The following is a 15,983-nucleotide window of genomic DNA, read 5'->3' as shown; positions in this document are numbered from 1 at the left end:
ATCATCCCAATCAAACTATATCATACAAAAATAAAACAGCTCCGAAATATTATTCTGTTTGTATGCATTTGCAGGAATCGCAGATTCCGAAACCGCATACAAACAGAATAATATTTCGGAGCGTCCCTTTTGAAAGAAATCTACATTTTTTTCCCTTTTTCAGCCGCCCCATTCAAAGCTTCAAAAACAGCGCTTCTAAACCCATTCTTCTCCAGAATCCGTACACCTTCAATAGTCGTACCAGCCGGTGAACATACCATATCTTTCAGTTCTCCCGGATGCATCCCTGTCTCCAGCACCATCCTTGCACTTCCAAGTACAGACTGCGCCGCAAACTGATATGCCTGTTTTCTTGGCATTCCCTGCGCTACCGCAGCATCTGCCATTGCTTCTATAAACATAAAAACATATGCAGGTGAACATCCGCTTACAGCTCCAACCGCATCCATCAGACGTTCCGGAACTACCTCTGTACGTCCAAAGCTGTTGGTAATCTCACAGATCTGTGCCAGCTCTTCTGCAGACACTTTCTCATTGGCACATACGCCTGTCATACCTTCCCCAACCTGAGCTGGAGTATTCGGCATTATTCTCACTACTTTCAAAGGTTGTCCACACTTCTCCTCTAACCATGCGAGAGTTTTCCCCGGTGCAATACCTACGACTGTGTGTTCCGGTGTCAGTTCACCTTTTACTTCATTCAACACTTCTTCATAAAACTGTGGTTTCACTGCCAAGAAAACCAGTTTTGTGTTTTTTACCACCTCATGGTTATCCAGAGTTGTAACCACTCCCAGTTTTTCTTTGCTTCGTTTGCTTCCTTCTTCTGAAAGATTGGAAACAATAATCTCATCTTTTTTATAAAGTCCTTTTTTCAGCATACCACTGATCATGGCAGAAGCCATATTTCCGCATCCGATAAATCCGATTTTCATAAATCTGCTCCTCTCTTGCAATTCCTGTTGCTTTCTGATAATTTATAACTGCTTTTTTCATATCTATATTCATTATCTTTTTCTTGTTATAGATAATGATGACCATCCTGCAATCTGTTGTAAAAATACTGAACCGTTACAGGTGATTATAATTCATTACTGTCCAATATGACTGTAAAAGGACCGTCATTCAAAAGCTCTACTTTCATATCTGCCCCAAATTCTCCCTGCTCAACAACATCAATGTGTTCTTTGCATTTGGCAATTATGTATTTGTACAGATTTTCAGCCATATCAGGGGCTCCTGCTCTTATAAAGGAAGGTCTGTTTCCTCTTTTACAGTCAGCATATAATGTGAACTGGGAAATAAGCAGAAGACTTCCGCCCACCTCCTTCAGACCAAGATTCGTCTTACCGTTTTCATCTTCGAAAATACGCATATTAACCATTTTATGAATCATTTTATCTGCGATTTCAACGGTATCTTCCTCTCCTACTCCGATAAGAACCATAAAGCCCTTGCCTATCTGGCCTCGTACTTCACCATTAATTGTCACTTTTGAACGTGTTACCCTCTGAATTACAAAACGCATAATTCACTCTCCTTAATCAATGAATTTCTGTCTATGGATAGATAGCATAGCACATTTTTATCCATTTTTCCATTGTAAAGTGTCACCTTGCAGCTGTTATCTCAAAATCTTGTGTTACTTGCACTCGTCACTCCATTCTCAGTAATACTGCACAATTCCCTTCATCATTTTATAATAAACCGGGATCAGAAGTGCACAGGCTCCGATCCATGCCATTGGACTGGCAATACATACAGATGTATATCCGATAATTCCGGAAAGACCTACTGTTGCAGCGATTCGCATAACCAGTTCAATCATACAAGCAGCAAAAGGTGCTTTGCCATTCTGCATACTCTGGATGGATGTACGGTATACTGCCAGCAGTCCAAGCACAAAGTAAAAGGGAGCTACAATCGTCAGGTACATATCTGAATAGTGATAGATTTCTTTTGTGGGATCTGAGAGAAACATTCTTACGATCGGATGTCTCAGCAGCAGAATTCCAATACACATGATCAGGTTAAATGCTTCTGTCTGGATCAGACAGGCGCGCACGCCCTGACGGATCCGATCCCATCTGCCTGCACCAAAGTTCTGAGCCACATAATTGGAAATTGCGGTCATCATTGCATTGTTTACCAGTACAGAAAGCTGATCTGCTTTCGATGCTGCGGTATATCCTGCAACTGCTGCAGTACCCAGTGAGTTTACCACTGCCTGCATGGCAAGCTGTCCGATACACATGACAGACATCTGGAATCCCATAGGAAATCCGGTCTTCAGGTGCAGGACTGCCGTGTCTTTTAAATCTGTAAAATCTTCTCTGTGCAGATGCAGAATCGGAAAATTCTTCAGTCCTACAACCAGACTCAGCACTGCGGAAAGGAACTGTGACAGAATAGTCGCCCATGCAGCACCAGCCACCCCCATATGAAACGGTACAATAAACAGAATATCAAGAAAAATATTTAATACAGATGAAAATACCAGGAAATACAATGGTGTTTTACTGTCTCCCAGTGCACGGAGCATATTGGAGATCATGTTATAGAAAACAGTAGCACCTGTACCAAGTAAAACTACAAACATATAGTCATATGCTTCACCGGAAATATCAGATGGGATTTGCATCCAACGCAGGATCTGGTGAGCAAGCAGACAGCAGATCAGTGTCAGAACTACTGTAAATGCAATACTCAGCAATGTGGAAACTGCGACGCTCTTGCGCATTCCTTTTTCATCTTTTGCCCCGCATTTCTGTCCGAGACAGATACCAAAGCCACCGGTGAATCCATTGATAAAGCAGAATACAAAATAGATAATAATACTGGTGGACCCTACTGCTGCCAGGGAAGTTGCCCCCAGTGTTTTACCTACGATCACGGAATCCGCCAGTGTGTAGAAAAGCTGAAACAGATTTCCCAGGATTACAGGAATTGCAAATTTCAGCAGTGACCAGAACGGATTTCCTGTAGTCAGATCCATCTCTTTTGATCTTGCCATGTTTCTTACTCCTCTCCTTGCACGATGTGCACACCAACGTTATAATTGTGGTTATAACAAGCATTGTAAATGAATATATCCTGTGATAAATTGTCAGATCGTATTGATGCTCATACTTCTGTAAGCAATTCATCACAGCGTACATATAATAAAATCGGAGAACTGTAATATGGCTATGCGTAAAATTCTTGTAGATGAAACCAATCGCGAACTTTGTGAACATGGAACTGTCGGTTTTCCCATGACCGTTAATCATGATGATCTGTGGGCATTTGAGGGAAAAAGTGTACCTATCCACTGGCACAATGACCTGGAGATCAGTCTTCCCAGAGAAGGAGAAGCTATCTATCAGGTGTACCGGAAAAGCTACACTGTCAGACCTGGAGATGTTCTTCTTCTGAACCGAAATGTACCTCATAGCTGTCACTCACCTAATAACAGTCATGCCAGATACAGTACCTTTCTGACACGTCCGGATTTCATATACGGCGAATACGGAAGTGATGTGGAACGCAGATGTTTTCGCCCTTTTCTCCAGAATTCTGCTGTCCCTTGCATCCTTCTTACTTCCGGAAACTCATGTACCCGGACTGTGATTCAAAAGCTCAATGAAACAGAAGCACTCTTTGATCAGAAGACCTTCTGTTATGAGTTGAAGATTAAGGGGCTTCTCTGTGAAATTTTCGGTATGATTCTCTGCGAACACCAGAATGATCTTGCAAAATTTATTCCGGCCAACCAGCTGGAACTGGAAAGGCTGGAACAAATGCTGGATTATCTTAATACGCATTTTGAATCCGTAATCTCTCTGCAGGAACTGGCAGACCAGGTTCATCTGTCCAGAGAGGTCTGCTGCCGCCTGTTCAAAAAAATGACCGGCAAGACAATTACCGGCTATCTGGAAGAATATCGTGTCAACCAAAGTCTGCCTCTGGTTCAGAGCTGTCAATATTCTATGATCCAGATTGCAGATATGACAGGCTTCAGCAACGCCAGCCGTTTTGCCCGGGCATTCCGCCGACAATTCGGATGCAATCCCGGTGAATACAATTCTCTTAAGCTGCAAAAGTGCTAACCTGTATCTGCTCTTTTATATGGTTATCCCTCTGCCGCATGGATATTATATTAGAATTCTATGTCAGAAACCATTCTGCTATTGATTTACATGATACAGATATTGATTTTTCAGGACCTATTATTCTCAAAAAAAGAACAGCCCCTCTGACTTATTATGCGTCAATGAGACTGTCCTTTTTTATTATTTGTGTTCAATCGAAGCCGGGGACTTACTTGATTTGGTTACATCCCAAGTGTGTCATTTACCAGAATCACATGGATTCTGTCTTTATGTCTGGAATATCTGGTGATCAGGAACTGACAGCAGATGGTATCCGGGGATTTGCAGTTAAAGCATTTTCCGGTTTCCTTACATGGAGTTTTGATATCAAATCTCTGTGCATTAGCTGTAGCTGCTACATTTCTGGCACGCTTCATTGCGCTGTCAAGATCCGGACAGACTTTGTTTATACCTACAATAAAGATTACTTTTTTCGGGCCCTGGGCAATGCAGGATACACGGTTGGAATTGCCGTCAATATTGACAAGGACGCCATCATCCGTGACTGCATTGGCACTGGATAAAAAGAAATCTGCATCATAGGCTGCCATAAGTCCCTCACGAGGTTCAAGCTTTGCGCGGTCAATATAATTATAATCTCCATCCTGCAAAGCTTTGACCAGACCGATCTCATGTGCACTCATGCATCCGCCCATGGCGATTGTGCTTCCGTTTGGAATCAGTTCCAGTGCCTGCTTTAATGCCGCTTCTTTATCTTGTGCATAATACCCGGACATATTGCGGGATTCCAGTCCCTTGATCACTGTTTTTGCCAAAAGTTCGTTTCTTTTTTTCATGTTTGCATCCATTGTTGTGTCCTCCTTAAACCAGATTTTTATCTACTAACAGGAGCATAACACATCTTCATCTATTTTTCTATTATTATAAATGAACATATCTTTTGTGTAAGTTATCCATATTATTAACTGTCACTTCGCAGTCAGGATATAGACTTATATCTTCCACTTTTTTCAGAGTAGACAATACACTGTCGAAAAGTCAACACGTCTTTTCACAATTTCTGACTGGAGAAATGGAGTGTATTCTGATAAAATAGGCATATAAAGGAGGACAAACGTAAATCCTTACAAATAATAAAAGCAAAAAGAACAGCCGAAGACATTTTCAAGGCACGAATGAGGACTATACTTAACGAATAAGGGAGTACCTTATGGCAAATGCTAAACACGAAGATGCTGTTATGAAGATGGGCTTCGACTATTTTCGGAATACGATTCTTAAGACTCTGGGAATTGATTACCAGTATGAAGAAATCGGACCAACAGAGCTGGTGGAACTGACAATTCAGTCTTTGTATATGGACTTTACCTTTCTGACTACGGGTGGTTTCTATATACATACAGAGTTTCAGACTACAGATAAAAAAGAAGCGGATTTGCGAAGATTCCATGCATATGATGCAGTATATTCCAATAAGACAGGGAAGAAAGTTATTACTTACGTCATTTATTCCGGCGGGATTACGAATGTGAAATCTGAACTGGACTGTGGGTTATATACTTACAGAGTGCAACCGATTTATCTGAAAAATAAGAATGCAGATGAAGTATTCCGGAAATTAAAGCAGAAGCAGGATAACGGTGAAGCTTTTACTGAAGATGATTACGCTGCTCTTTCCCTGACACCATTGATGTCCGGAAAAATGAGCCGCAAGGATATGTTTAAAGAAGCTATTTGTCTGGCAAAGCCCAATATTGAGCTGAGTGCTGAAAAGGCAACCGCCATGTTGTATACACTGGCTGACAAGTTCTTAGATAGAACTGAGTTAGACGAAATTAAGGAGGTAATCAGAATGACCAGACTTGGACAGATGTTAATGGATGAGGGAATGGAACTTAAAGAAACCGACTCCATTAAAAAACTTATGAAAAATATGAACTGGACCATTGACCAGGCAATGAACGCTTTGGAAGTTCCAGAAGATAAACGTGAAAAATATCGCAAGGCAATCATTCCTGACAATTAACAGATAAAAGTACCGCCATATTGACTTATCACAATCAATATGGCGGTATCTTTCTTAATACAGTTTCTTACATTTTCTATCTGTTCATTTCATTGTACTGCACGATCTTTCTCATATTTCCAACCAGAAGCAATGTCAGTACAATGGTTACGATTTTAAACGGAATATTCATATAACTCTTACACAAATCCCAATATATGGCAATGCATATAACAGCAACAGTGCCTCCTGTCCATATGCACATGGACATTTTTGAGACATACAGGGCTTTTCTCGCTTTGGTTTTATCGAATTTGAAACCTATTTTCAGATGCCGTGGATAGATATTTTTATATCTGTATGTACTCAGTACAATCCCCATCAGTCCATAGGAAACTATAATGCAGCTTCCTCCTGCTGATAAAAAGGGAAGAAATGTTACTGATTGTGGAAATACACCCAGATTTTCCAGGATATTTATGAAAAAGTTTATAAGAAATACGATTCCGCATCCACATCCCATCATCATTCCAAGCTGATTCTTCTGTCTCATGGCAGTGTTAAAAACTGCGAAAATCAAAACTGCCAGAACACAGCATAAAAGCACGGCTGCAATTGTTCCATATACAGATGACAGATAGGTCAAAATATAATCCGCATTAAAAGCCGGCAGATTTCCCATTACATCTGATCCACTTTTCCCTATCCATTTATTCTGCTGCCAGAATGAATGTAGCATTCCGGTGAAATAATCTTCCTCTCCACCACCTGAAAAAATAGCCTGTAAACGTGCAATCTGATATTCTGTCAGGCTGCTGCTCAGATACCTGATCAGAAAAGCTGCCACAGGCATAGCCAGAAAACCAGCCCAGATTCCGCAGATGGCTTTCTTTTTTCTCACAGTAAACCAGTTCTTTTGAATTGCAACTGTCAGCATAACCAGCATAGATACCAACATCACACAAGCTGTCATAAGCGCAGGCATGGTATAGACCAATATAACCGGTGCAATCATCCATATGATTGCTCTCATCAAGCCCTTATATCCCCAGCCGTGATATTTATACAAAATTGCTCCATATACGGGAACATAAAACAGCATCAGAGTCTGCATGGATATTCCTCTTCCACCTGGCAGCACAATAAAATATCTTGCTCCATTTAACCGGCAGCCACCCAACAAGGTAACCAGACAGGCAAACAGTAAAATGACGGCAATTATTTTCGAAAATCTTGCCAGTACAGTGTAATCCAGAAGATATAAAATCATCATAACTGCAAGTCCGATCGCAACATGGAACACATATCTGTCCGAACCGGCCGTAGCGTTTTCACTGATTTTTCCGGCAATCCCTGCATGTATCAAAACGCCTGCAATGCTGATAAGAATGATTATTCCCAGAAGTTTCCATGCAACCTGAGGCCTGTGGACACTGTCAAGAGAGATTCCTGTTTCCACAGGATCTCCCATATCCCGGACGGCTTCCCTCTCTGCCTGTTCACGATCCATGCCTGCATGCATATTTGCCTCGATCTGATCTTCTATATGATCCTGAAATTCCTTTTTTACATAAGGCCGCGCTTTCTTACAGCGAATCTGTTCCAGTAATGTTTTCAGATATTCGTCCATAGATCACACCTCCATTACAAGCACGTTGGTCACTGCTGCAGAATACTCTTTCCATTCTTCTACTTTCTTTTCCAGAAATCCCCTTCCCTGTCTGGTCAGGCTGTAATACTTTCTGGTCTTTCCGGCTGCCTCCTGTTCGTATACTGTCAGAAATCCCTTATCCTCCAGACTGTGCAGTAACGGATACAGAGTTCCTGCTTTCAGTTCAAACACGTTCTGAGATTTCTGTCGCAGGGTATCGATCATCTCATATCCATACATATCCTTTTCTGACAGCAATTTCAGTATAAGCATTGTCATACTCCCGGAAACCAGTGATTTTTCAATGGCCATAGTATTCACCTCCTATTGTATAGATTGTCTATATATCGGTTATCTATATAATAAAGGAACCTGTATACTATGTCAACTGTTTCCGGAATAATTTTGACAACTTCACTGCTACGGCAACCGAGTTCTGGTATCTACATACTTTTTCGGACAGAAAAACCACCACATTGTCATATAGTAACACAATGCGGTGGTATAAATCTCTCAAAACAGATCCAGCATACTGTCCAGATAGATTTTTTCTCTGACATGTATCTGGTATTCCGGTCTGGTCATGTAATAGAGCAGAAATTCCAGTATCAGAGCACTTCCGAGTCCTCTTCCTTCTATTTTAAAATTTGAAAATCCCATTGGCAGATAGATATCCCGGATATCATTGATTCCAATGAACCCCGGATTCTCCATAGCTTTTGAAAAAAGATAGCCTCTCGACCCGTCCGGTGCCTTGCAGTAATGCTCCGGGCAGTTTTCACCCAGATTCTTGCGGCTGACCGTTTCATAGCAGGCTTTTCTGTCCCTGCAGCCAAACCAACAGCATTCATTGCAGAGAAATTCTACTTTGTCCTTCTCAGCCTGAGACAATGTATTTAACTTATCAAAAGCCTTGTTTAGCCGGAAATCCGGCACAACATAACGAAAATCTTTTCTCCGGATCTCTTCCTCAAGCTGTGTAAAATCTGTCAGAACCTTGGTAGTGGAGGAAACAAAATAGAGTCCCGGATACTGCTCCTTAAGATATTCCAAAAGCAATTCTGAATAAATGATCACGCCGTTTTGCGGTTCTCTGTTTCTCTCAAACAACCGGCACAGTGCATTGCATTTTCTGTCTGAAAGGTGTTCCTGGCGAAGCAGGGAATTGCTGAAAGTCAGTCGGGCAGAAATCCCATATTCCTGCATCAGTTCAAGAACCTCCTCCGGATCATTCTCTCCGAAGCCTGCCCTGCCTCCACCCCAGACACAGTCTGCCGGAGCACCATATACGGAACCTATTTCGCACCAGTCATAAAAATATTCCCTGTGTTCCCGGAATAAAGTCAGGAACATCCGGTACAGCTCATAAAACTCAAACAGCCCAGGCAGGTGAAAATATGCTTTCTCCCTCATTAATTTTCCAGCACATCCTCTATGGTTTCCGAAGCATCCTCAAGAGCATCCAGGGCTTCGATCAGTTCATCTGCTTTTCCTGTATGTGTCTCCTCTTCTTCATACTCATCAATCAGTGCTGTCAGCTGATCTTTTATCTCTTCCAGACCTTCATAGATTTCCTTTAATTTTTCTTCCCTTTCCATTACGGATGAAAGTTTTACAACTTTAGACATTGTGATACCTCCCATATGCATTTTCTTTAGGAAAAATTATAACACTGCTCTCTTTTTATGTCTATATAATCTGAAGGCACTTGTGATACCCGTTTTCTCTGTGGTATTCTATAGATATGATCATTGCGTTACGCAAAATATAAAGTGGAGGATTTTTATGTTAGTTTGTGATTATATTGTAGAATCTATTGACGGTGACTATGCACATCTTCGCAGAACAGATCTGCCTGAAGAGGAATTAAAGCTCGTAGCGCGGGCACTTCTGCCCTTTGACATCACAGAAGGATGCAGATTACATTATGAAATGATGCAGTATAGTATCATTGACTGATTGGGCAGTCTCCGACTCACAGCTGTTACAAAAATTTACCAGAAAAGGCAGGTAAATGACTTTTTTAACCTTTACCTGCCTGTAACTTCACACACTCTCTGTAATATCATTTTTTCATCAGATACCCATATTTACGCATCTGCCTTCTTAACAGCTGCTCCACACGTCTTATTACTTCCCTGGGATAATTTTCCGAATTTTTCTGTAAGTATATCTGAATATCTTTGAACGTAAATTGGAAACCAATCTGAATGCCATACAGTTCTTCTGCTGCATCCAACTGTATATCAAAATCCGAGCTAAATGGCTTCGCCTCAATTTTTTCCAGACAATATTCCAATGACTGATCAATAGGATAATCCTGATTTATGTCGGCAAACATACAAAGTCCCTGATCAAAAAAAGGACTCAGTTCATATTTCTGTGTTTTTTCATTATAAATGACCGCAATATTGTTGGTATGTCTGTCCTCATTCATGAAAAATGCATCTATTTCCAGCATTGCAGTCAGATATGCTCCAAAATTATCTATTTTTGTAATTTCTTCCACCTGAGTTACCAGGTACTGAATGCGTTCCGAAACATCTGCAAAATATGAGAGCTTTACTGCCAGACTTTCACCTGTATATCGACGATACAATTTTTCCAGCGGAATCAGAATCTGATCTGCTTTCAGAAAATCCAAACTGGAACAGCCCTGAAATATTTTCCCATTATACTCAATTACAGCTGATTCATACTCAACAAAAGGAAAAGGACAAGTACTCTTCTGCAAAAGGTCAGATACAAGAACTTCAGATAAACCTTCATATCCCATATAATCAGCCTTATACCACCTGTCATCAATTTTCCATTTAAGCTGATCTCCCTTGGAAGTATGACCGCTCTTATGCAAGGGAGAATATGCATCAAAATTGCGAATTTCCATTTTTGATCAGCCCTCCTTTTTCAGAATCATAATCCATTGATGATCATCTGACATGCGCCCCTGTGTTTTTTCAATAATTAATAACGGATCATAAAATGGAAGCCCCATCTCTCTCAGAATATCTTTCCTGTGATCGCGTGTTCTGGGAAAACAGCGTTCTTCCAGAAAATATTCAAAATCAGCCCAATCCGGATCAGTTACAACTCCAAATGCCCGGAAAATAATCTGATCTGTGTAGTTTTTAATCTTGATTTTTTCATGCCTGAAATCAATATCTATCGTTGTACACAGATCATCATGATTCATAAAATTCATGCGCATTTTCACATCCGGATCATCAGAAAAATTATAGGCTCGCTTTATCTGACTGTAAATCGTCTGGCGGGAAACATGGTACTGTCTGGCAATATCTGTAATTTTTTCTCCTCGGTTCTGCAATGCCAAAATATGTGCCAGCTGTTCTTCTGTAAACGAATTTTTTCTTCCGGTATTTTTTTTCTTTTCAGAAATAATGCTGTTATTCATATCAGCATTCAAGCATCTGTAATTGTCGGCATCTCTGGATATCTGCTTCAGTTCATGAATATCTGTTGTTCCAAAAATCTGCTGTATCTGGTCTTTAAAATTCATATTAATATCACCACCTTCAAAGAGACATTATGGAAAACACTTTCACACAGAACAGTTTGTGTAATCGAGTATAGCATGGAGCAAAAAGAAGTGTCAAGAAATAGTTTCTTGACACTTCTCTGCACGCATCTACTCAATATGATTATATGCTTTTTCTTATTTCCGCTTCAAAAATCCTTTAGTTTTCCCCATAACATCCTGGAGAATTTTCAGATTTTCCAGTGTATCTGTTGTTTCCAGTGAATGGTTTGCATTTTCATAAGTATACATTGGCACCTGCTGTTTTTGTGAAAGAGCCTGTACTTCAGAAACAATACTCCATGGATCTGAAGTTCCGATAAAGGCAATGGCATCTCTATGAACAAAATTATATGTGTATTTCAATGGTGTGTATAGTATCTGCCGGCATCTGATGCTGTGTTTCTCTGCATATGCGGATGCTATGATCGTGCCTACGCTTTTTGCGACAAATAATATTTCATCATATTTGTCAAAGTCAATGGCAGAAAGACTTTTCTCTGCCTGTTCATAAAGGCTTTCGAATGCCTGCTGCATTTTTTCTTCATTTCCCCGGATATTTCCGCCATCATAAGTATAGCTTAATGCAATTGTTTCTTCATAGCCACATTCCTGCGCCAGCTTTCGTGAATAATATAAAAGCGGCTTGTCACAATGATACCCGATACCAGGGAAAAATACTGCTGACTTCATGTTCTGCTCTCCATTTAATAACTGCTCTATCATTTTTCATCAGATTGCCAGAAGATTCTTGATTGCTTCCATATAAACCAGAACTGCCTCTTCCATGCCGGATACGAGGATAAATTCATCTGCACTATGGATACGATAATCGATTCCAGGTTTCTCAGGTCCAAATGCAATGATATTCTTAAGAGATTTTGCATAAGTTCCACCGCCGATCACCATCGGCTTGTTCTCTGTATCGCCTGTTACATCTGTATAAGCTTTGTATAAAGCATTTACCAGTGGGGATTCTCTTGGGAAGAATAAGGCATCACCAATTCCCAGAATCTCTATACGTCCATTCTCATCCTCAAGTCTGTTCTCACACATCCTGCGGACTTCATCTGATTTCAGTGTTACAGGTACTCTGATATCAATTGTACAGGAGATCACATCATTCTCTGTTTTAATCATACCGTTGCAAAGAGTAAGTTCGCCATACTCATCTGCAAATTTCAGTCCAATGCCTTCACCATCGCAGGATGTGCCGATATGTGTATTATAGAATTCCACAAAATCGTCCTTAAATCCTGCTTTCTCGAGACATTCAAAAGTAACACCTATTGCATTGACGCCAAGAGTCGGAGTGCTGGCATGTGCCGGAACTCCCTTTGCATAAATACTGATCTGTCCATTTTCCTCTGTTAACTTATATTCCTGAAGCTTTGTCTCTGCAAGTACAGCTTCCAGTCTCTCCTTCAGTCCCTCTTCGGCAGGAACAACTATTGTGGAGGAATCACATACTGCGTTAAAAACAAAACCACCATCTGCAGAGATGATTTTCGTGTTCTTGGAATAAGCCATCATCTGCAGAAGTCCCTTTTCGCCATGAATACACGGAAAACTGGCATCCGGGGTAAAGCCACAGGATAATTCTTCTGCCACTTCATTATAATGTTCCATACATTTGGAACCTGTTTCCTCGTTACATCCCATAATGAGACGTACTCTCTTGTTCAGCTTCACACCTGAATCTCGGAGAAGCTTCATTGCATAAAGAGCTTCCAGAACAGGTCCCTTATCATCTGTTGTTCCACGACCGTAAACATAATCACCCTCGCGTGTCAGTTTAAAAGGATCATAACTCCAGTCCCCGCCTACAGGTACGATATCCAGATGTCCGGCAATACCAACAATCTCATCACCCTCGCCCATCTCTGCGTAACCACAGTAATTGTCCAGATTGACTGTCTTAAATCCAAGCTCCTGTGCAATCTTAAGACCTTCCTCTAATGCTTTGGCAGGTCCTTCTCCAAAAGGTTTCCCCTCTGCGGGAGTGCCAAGCTGAGAATCAATGGCAACCAGCCTTCCCAGATTGGTAAGCATCTCCTCTGTTAATCCATGAATCTGTTCTTTGATATCCATAATTTTTGTGCCTCCAGTTAAATACTTTCTCTATCTTTGAAATTTCTTTATCATTATTTTTTCATTTTATCATATTCAGGCACAAAATAACAGCAGATTGCAGGAATGATTTTTTAGATAATTTTTCAGACCCACTCTATGGCCAGATAAAATTACAGTTTCCGGCCTCCAGACCGTCAATGAGAATGTTCTGGCCTGTACAGAAACGGTTTTTTACCGCCATAAAGTAAATCCACTCTGCTGCCTCTTCCACAGACATCCATCGTTTCAGAGGTGTAAGTTCCATGATCTGATCCCAGAGCTTTTCATCCTCCATCACCGGCCGGTTCAGTTCAGTCATTACCCCACCGAAATCCAGACTGTTGCATGTAGCCTGATACGGAGCTATCCTCATGGCCACATTTTTCGTATAGGCAAGGACTCCTCCTTTACTTGCTGCATACTCCGGAAATTCAGAACCTGTATGCCCGCTTGCTGATCCGATCATAATAACAGAATAAATATTAGGATGAATGCCGTAATGTTCTGTAACAGAAATCGTCCCTTTCAAATTTACATCAATATCATCGTCATTCTGAACCCCTGCATTATTGATCAGAATATCTACCGGTCCGATTTCCGGATAAGAGCTTTTGTCTCTGATATCCAGACAGAAATGAGTATATTTCGGATGTTGGATCGAGGATATATTTTTATCAAATCCATAGACTTCATGATTTTCTTTCAGGAAAAATTCTGCACAGCCTTTTCCGATCCCGGATGCTGTGCCTGTGATCAGAACTTTCATCAGGCAAAATTCTCCTTCATACTTTTACGCAACGCTGTAATAAGAACTGCTGCTACTGCAATACACAGAACCCTGTCAATATAATCTGTGATAAACTGAACCACAAAGCAGCTTCCTACCATTCCAAGAGGTGTTTTTGCCAGAAGCTGTACAAGAACGGTGGATCCGGAAGAAGTGATTCCTCCAAATAAAAACGCCGTAATACAGGAACTGATTATGGTAGATGGAAGTGTGATCACAAGAGCAGCCGGAAATATCTGCCACTTTTTCGGCTGGAATTTTCTGTACACCAGACCTGTCACAAAACCAAGAAGAATTCCTACCGGAGCATAATACAGGGAATAAATATCTACAGTCATTCCCATCAGCAGACCGCTGAGCAGATTAGGAAGCATTCCATAAAAGGGTCCCAGGACAGCAGCCACAAATACAGTTCCAATACTGTCCAGATAAATAGGAAGTTTCAGAAATAAAGCAATCTGTCCTCCCACAAAATTAATGCAGATAGCAAAAGCGATCATACAGATCTTCTGTACACTTATTTTTTCAGTTTTCATTTTAAATCTCCTCGTATTAAATCTTGTAAAATATCCAGTTCTTCCGGTTTCTGATCAAGGATCCTTGAAAGAAACATCTGAAAGAATCCATACACATCTACCTCAGTCAGCACCCTTGCATTTGATGCTTTCCGGTAGAAATTCATAGAATCCACAACAGACTGTCCAAGAGAAATCCCCTCTGTTTCAATCTGTACATAGGAATCAAAGCCTTTACAGAGTTCCGGATTGATAAAATATGCCACTGCCAGGGGATCATTGATCACGCAGCCAATGATATGCTCCCATTCCCAGTGGAAATCAAAATAGAATTTCGTAATCTTCTTTACAAATTCCCCTGTTTCCTTGTTCAGACGGCACATATACTCCAGCAGATCAGGCGTGAGTACAATCTTTCTCGTCACATCCAGTCCCACCATATGGATTTTCTGACCATTCTGATGGAGTGTCTCATACACCAGGGAAGCGCCGTCCGGGTCACACCAGTAATTGTATTCTGCAACAGGTGAACAGTTTCCATGACTTTTAAAGCTGCCGCCCATGGAAACAATCTCCTCAATACAGGAAAATGCTTCTTTATCCTTCTGGATCAGTCTGGCAAGATTGGTCATAGGTGCCAGTTCGATTATGGATACTTTCTCTTTTTTCAATACATCAGCAAGAAAATCCACAGCACTGATCTGCTGCTGATAACCGATTACTTCCGGCAGAAAGCTCTCTCCAAGCCCGTCTTCTCCATGAGTGTCCAGAGCATTCACGTAATCCCGCCTTAAGGGAGTGCTTTCCCCAATGTATACGGGAACATCCAGACGATTCATCTGCTTCAGGATTTTCTTTGCATTTCCAAATCCCATCTCCACCGGTGAATTTCCGCACACAATGGTGATTCCGATCACTTCGATTTCCGGTGATTTCAGTGCCAGCATAATCGCAAGACTGTCATCAATCCCCGGATCACAATCAATAATTACTTTTCTTTTTTTCATTTAATTCCTTTCTGTCAAAGTAAAAAATGCTTTTGTTTATCCCTCCAATAAACAAAAGCATCAGAAAACAGACCGCTTATGATAGCTCATAAACGACCGCAATATTTTTTTACTTTGCCTAGTTTTTTATACTGGGAGGGTTTCGAACCAGTTTCGGTGGTTATTTTAACACATATTTTTATGCATGACAACAGCTAGTGTGCCAACAAGTTGATTTCTCGAACAATCTTGCGTCTAAATTTCTTATTTCCGCGTTGTCGTCGGTCGCCGTAGCCACCGC

Annotated in this window: 18 protein-coding genes and 1 riboswitch; of the genes, 3 read left to right on the top strand and 15 right to left on the bottom strand. The window is 40.9% G+C overall.

Annotated features, from left to right (window positions below; translation table 11 throughout):
• Positions 1 to 140: 140 nt before the first annotated feature.
• The 3 genes from proC to ACTNC0_RS06475 form a co-directional block, all read right to left on the bottom strand.
• Entirely contained in the window at positions 141 to 935 is a 795-nt protein-coding gene (gene proC / locus ACTNC0_RS06485; protein WP_441086755.1) for a pyrroline-5-carboxylate reductase, read from the bottom strand.
• 146 nt (positions 936 to 1,081) lie between these two features.
• Positions 1,082 to 1,528, bottom strand: coding sequence for a D-aminoacyl-tRNA deacylase (dtd, locus tag ACTNC0_RS06480; RefSeq protein WP_441086754.1), 447 nt, complete (start codon positions 1,526 to 1,528; stop codon positions 1,082 to 1,084).
• A 138-nt stretch (positions 1,529 to 1,666) separates the two neighbouring features.
• Positions 1,667 to 3,013 carry an MATE family efflux transporter gene (locus tag ACTNC0_RS06475; protein WP_441086753.1) on the bottom strand — a complete coding sequence of 449 codons (1,347 nt, stop codon included), beginning with the start codon at positions 3,011 to 3,013 and terminating at the stop codon, positions 1,667 to 1,669.
• Positions 3,014 to 3,182: 169 nt separating this feature from the next.
• On the opposite strand from ACTNC0_RS06475, the gene ACTNC0_RS06470 reads away from it, so the two are divergent.
• Entirely contained in the window at positions 3,183 to 4,088 is a 906-nt protein-coding gene (locus ACTNC0_RS06470) for an AraC family transcriptional regulator (protein ID WP_441086752.1), read from the top strand.
• A gap of 224 nt (positions 4,089 to 4,312) precedes the next feature.
• Here ACTNC0_RS06470 and ACTNC0_RS06465 read toward each other — a convergent pair whose 3' ends face one another.
• Positions 4,313 to 4,939 (bottom strand): lactate utilization protein, encoded by a 627-nt coding sequence (locus ACTNC0_RS06465; RefSeq protein WP_173679576.1) that lies wholly within the window; start codon positions 4,937 to 4,939, stop codon positions 4,313 to 4,315.
• A 362-nt stretch (positions 4,940 to 5,301) separates the two neighbouring features.
• Between ACTNC0_RS06465 and ACTNC0_RS06460 the strand changes: the two genes are divergently transcribed.
• Positions 5,302 to 6,117: a hypothetical protein gene (locus ACTNC0_RS06460; protein ID WP_441086751.1), complete on the top strand. Its 816-nt coding sequence runs from the start codon at positions 5,302 to 5,304 to the stop codon at positions 6,115 to 6,117.
• A 76-nt stretch (positions 6,118 to 6,193) separates the two neighbouring features.
• Here the strand turns inward: ACTNC0_RS06460 and ACTNC0_RS06455 are convergent, their stop codons facing one another.
• From ACTNC0_RS06455 to ACTNC0_RS06440, 4 genes are all read right to left on the bottom strand, one after another.
• Positions 6,194 to 7,726, bottom strand: coding sequence for an FtsW/RodA/SpoVE family cell cycle protein (locus ACTNC0_RS06455; protein ID WP_441086749.1), 1,533 nt, complete (start codon positions 7,724 to 7,726; stop codon positions 6,194 to 6,196).
• Between the two features lie 3 nt (positions 7,727 to 7,729).
• Complete coding sequence (locus tag ACTNC0_RS06450) at positions 7,730 to 8,059, bottom strand: PadR family transcriptional regulator (RefSeq protein WP_019160773.1); 330 nt, start codon at positions 8,057 to 8,059, stop codon at positions 7,730 to 7,732.
• Positions 8,060 to 8,260: 201 nt separating this feature from the next.
• Complete coding sequence (locus tag ACTNC0_RS06445; RefSeq protein ID WP_441086747.1) at positions 8,261 to 9,160, bottom strand: hypothetical protein; 900 nt, start codon at positions 9,158 to 9,160, stop codon at positions 8,261 to 8,263.
• Complete coding sequence (locus ACTNC0_RS06440) at positions 9,160 to 9,375, bottom strand: hypothetical protein (RefSeq protein ID WP_022379879.1); 216 nt, start codon at positions 9,373 to 9,375, stop codon at positions 9,160 to 9,162. The genes ACTNC0_RS06445 and ACTNC0_RS06440 overlap by 1 nt, the downstream gene beginning before the upstream one ends.
• 157 nt (positions 9,376 to 9,532) lie before the next feature.
• Between ACTNC0_RS06440 and ACTNC0_RS06435 the strand changes: the two genes are divergently transcribed.
• Positions 9,533 to 9,706, top strand: a complete 174-nt coding sequence (locus tag ACTNC0_RS06435) for a hypothetical protein (protein ID WP_008706056.1) — start codon at positions 9,533 to 9,535, stop codon at positions 9,704 to 9,706.
• Positions 9,707 to 9,812: 106 nt separating this feature from the next.
• Here the strand turns inward: ACTNC0_RS06435 and ACTNC0_RS06430 are convergent, their stop codons facing one another.
• The 7 genes from ACTNC0_RS06430 to ACTNC0_RS06400 all read right to left on the bottom strand — a co-directional run bounded on the left by ACTNC0_RS06430 (position 9,813) and on the right by ACTNC0_RS06400 (position 15,703).
• On the bottom strand, positions 9,813 to 10,634 hold the full coding sequence (locus tag ACTNC0_RS06430) for a hypothetical protein (protein WP_441033952.1): 822 nt from the start codon (positions 10,632 to 10,634) through the stop codon (positions 9,813 to 9,815).
• Positions 10,635 to 10,640: 6 nt separating this feature from the next.
• Entirely contained in the window at positions 10,641 to 11,264 is a 624-nt protein-coding gene (locus tag ACTNC0_RS06425) for a helix-turn-helix domain-containing protein (RefSeq protein ID WP_441086746.1), read from the bottom strand.
• A gap of 156 nt (positions 11,265 to 11,420) precedes the next feature.
• A complete protein-coding gene (locus ACTNC0_RS06420) occupies positions 11,421 to 11,975 on the bottom strand; it encodes an alpha/beta hydrolase (protein ID WP_441043838.1) in 555 nt (184 codons plus the stop codon).
• Between the two features lie 39 nt (positions 11,976 to 12,014).
• Positions 12,015 to 13,373 (bottom strand): M20 family metallopeptidase, encoded by a 1,359-nt coding sequence (locus ACTNC0_RS06415; protein WP_441043840.1) that lies wholly within the window; start codon positions 13,371 to 13,373, stop codon positions 12,015 to 12,017.
• A 136-nt stretch (positions 13,374 to 13,509) separates the two neighbouring features.
• Complete coding sequence (locus ACTNC0_RS06410) at positions 13,510 to 14,160, bottom strand: SDR family NAD(P)-dependent oxidoreductase (RefSeq protein WP_441043841.1); 651 nt, start codon at positions 14,158 to 14,160, stop codon at positions 13,510 to 13,512.
• Positions 14,160 to 14,717: an ECF transporter S component gene (locus tag ACTNC0_RS06405; RefSeq protein ID WP_008706068.1), complete on the bottom strand. Its 558-nt coding sequence runs from the start codon at positions 14,715 to 14,717 to the stop codon at positions 14,160 to 14,162. Before ACTNC0_RS06405 ends, ACTNC0_RS06410 begins: the two co-directional genes overlap by 1 nt.
• Entirely contained in the window at positions 14,714 to 15,703 is a 990-nt protein-coding gene (locus ACTNC0_RS06400; RefSeq protein WP_118411159.1) for a nucleoside hydrolase, read from the bottom strand. The genes ACTNC0_RS06405 and ACTNC0_RS06400 overlap by 4 nt, the downstream gene beginning before the upstream one ends.
• 112 nt (positions 15,704 to 15,815) lie before the next feature.
• A riboswitch (PreQ1 riboswitch) is annotated at positions 15,816 to 15,860 on the bottom strand.
• Positions 15,861 to 15,983 lie beyond the last annotated feature (123 nt).

Origin of the sequence: Blautia sp. HCP3S3_B11 (assembly GCF_052064435.1) — a bacterium.
Classification (GTDB): domain Bacteria; phylum Bacillota; class Clostridia; order Lachnospirales; family Lachnospiraceae; genus Blautia_A.
This window is presented reverse-complemented; position numbering and strand designations above follow the sequence as displayed.

Bases quoted from the DNA above. Each gene is read 5' to 3' on its own strand.
- proC (WP_441086755.1), bottom strand. From the start codon at position 935: ATGAAAATCGGATTTATCGGATGCGGAAATATGGCTTCTGCCATGATC.
- dtd (WP_441086754.1), bottom strand. From the start codon at position 1,528: ATGCGTTTTGTAATTCAGAGGGTAACACGTTCAAAAGTGACAATTAAT.
- ACTNC0_RS06475 (WP_441086753.1), bottom strand. From the start codon at position 3,013: ATGGCAAGATCAAAAGAGATGGATCTGACTACAGGAAATCCGTTCTGG.
- ACTNC0_RS06470 (WP_441086752.1), top strand. From the start codon at position 3,183: ATGGCTATGCGTAAAATTCTTGTAGATGAAACCAATCGCGAACTTTGT.
- ACTNC0_RS06465 (WP_173679576.1), bottom strand. From the start codon at position 4,939: ATGGATGCAAACATGAAAAAAAGAAACGAACTTTTGGCAAAAACAGTG.
- ACTNC0_RS06460 (WP_441086751.1), top strand. From the start codon at position 5,302: ATGGCAAATGCTAAACACGAAGATGCTGTTATGAAGATGGGCTTCGAC.
- ACTNC0_RS06455 (WP_441086749.1), bottom strand. From the start codon at position 7,726: ATGGACGAATATCTGAAAACATTACTGGAACAGATTCGCTGTAAGAAA.
- ACTNC0_RS06450 (WP_019160773.1), bottom strand. From the start codon at position 8,059: ATGGCCATTGAAAAATCACTGGTTTCCGGGAGTATGACAATGCTTATA.
- ACTNC0_RS06445 (WP_441086747.1), bottom strand. From the start codon at position 9,160: ATGAGGGAGAAAGCATATTTTCACCTGCCTGGGCTGTTTGAGTTTTAT.
- ACTNC0_RS06440 (WP_022379879.1), bottom strand. From the start codon at position 9,375: ATGTCTAAAGTTGTAAAACTTTCATCCGTAATGGAAAGGGAAGAAAAA.
- ACTNC0_RS06435 (WP_008706056.1), top strand. From the start codon at position 9,533: ATGTTAGTTTGTGATTATATTGTAGAATCTATTGACGGTGACTATGCA.
- ACTNC0_RS06430 (WP_441033952.1), bottom strand. From the start codon at position 10,634: ATGGAAATTCGCAATTTTGATGCATATTCTCCCTTGCATAAGAGCGGT.
- ACTNC0_RS06425 (WP_441086746.1), bottom strand. From the start codon at position 11,264: ATGAATTTTAAAGACCAGATACAGCAGATTTTTGGAACAACAGATATT.
- ACTNC0_RS06420 (WP_441043838.1), bottom strand. From the start codon at position 11,975: ATGAAGTCAGCAGTATTTTTCCCTGGTATCGGGTATCATTGTGACAAG.
- ACTNC0_RS06415 (WP_441043840.1), bottom strand. From the start codon at position 13,373: ATGGATATCAAAGAACAGATTCATGGATTAACAGAGGAGATGCTTACC.
- ACTNC0_RS06410 (WP_441043841.1), bottom strand. From the start codon at position 14,160: ATGAAAGTTCTGATCACAGGCACAGCATCCGGGATCGGAAAAGGCTGT.
- ACTNC0_RS06405 (WP_008706068.1), bottom strand. From the start codon at position 14,717: ATGAAAACTGAAAAAATAAGTGTACAGAAGATCTGTATGATCGCTTTT.
- ACTNC0_RS06400 (WP_118411159.1), bottom strand. From the start codon at position 15,703: ATGAAAAAAAGAAAAGTAATTATTGATTGTGATCCGGGGATTGATGAC.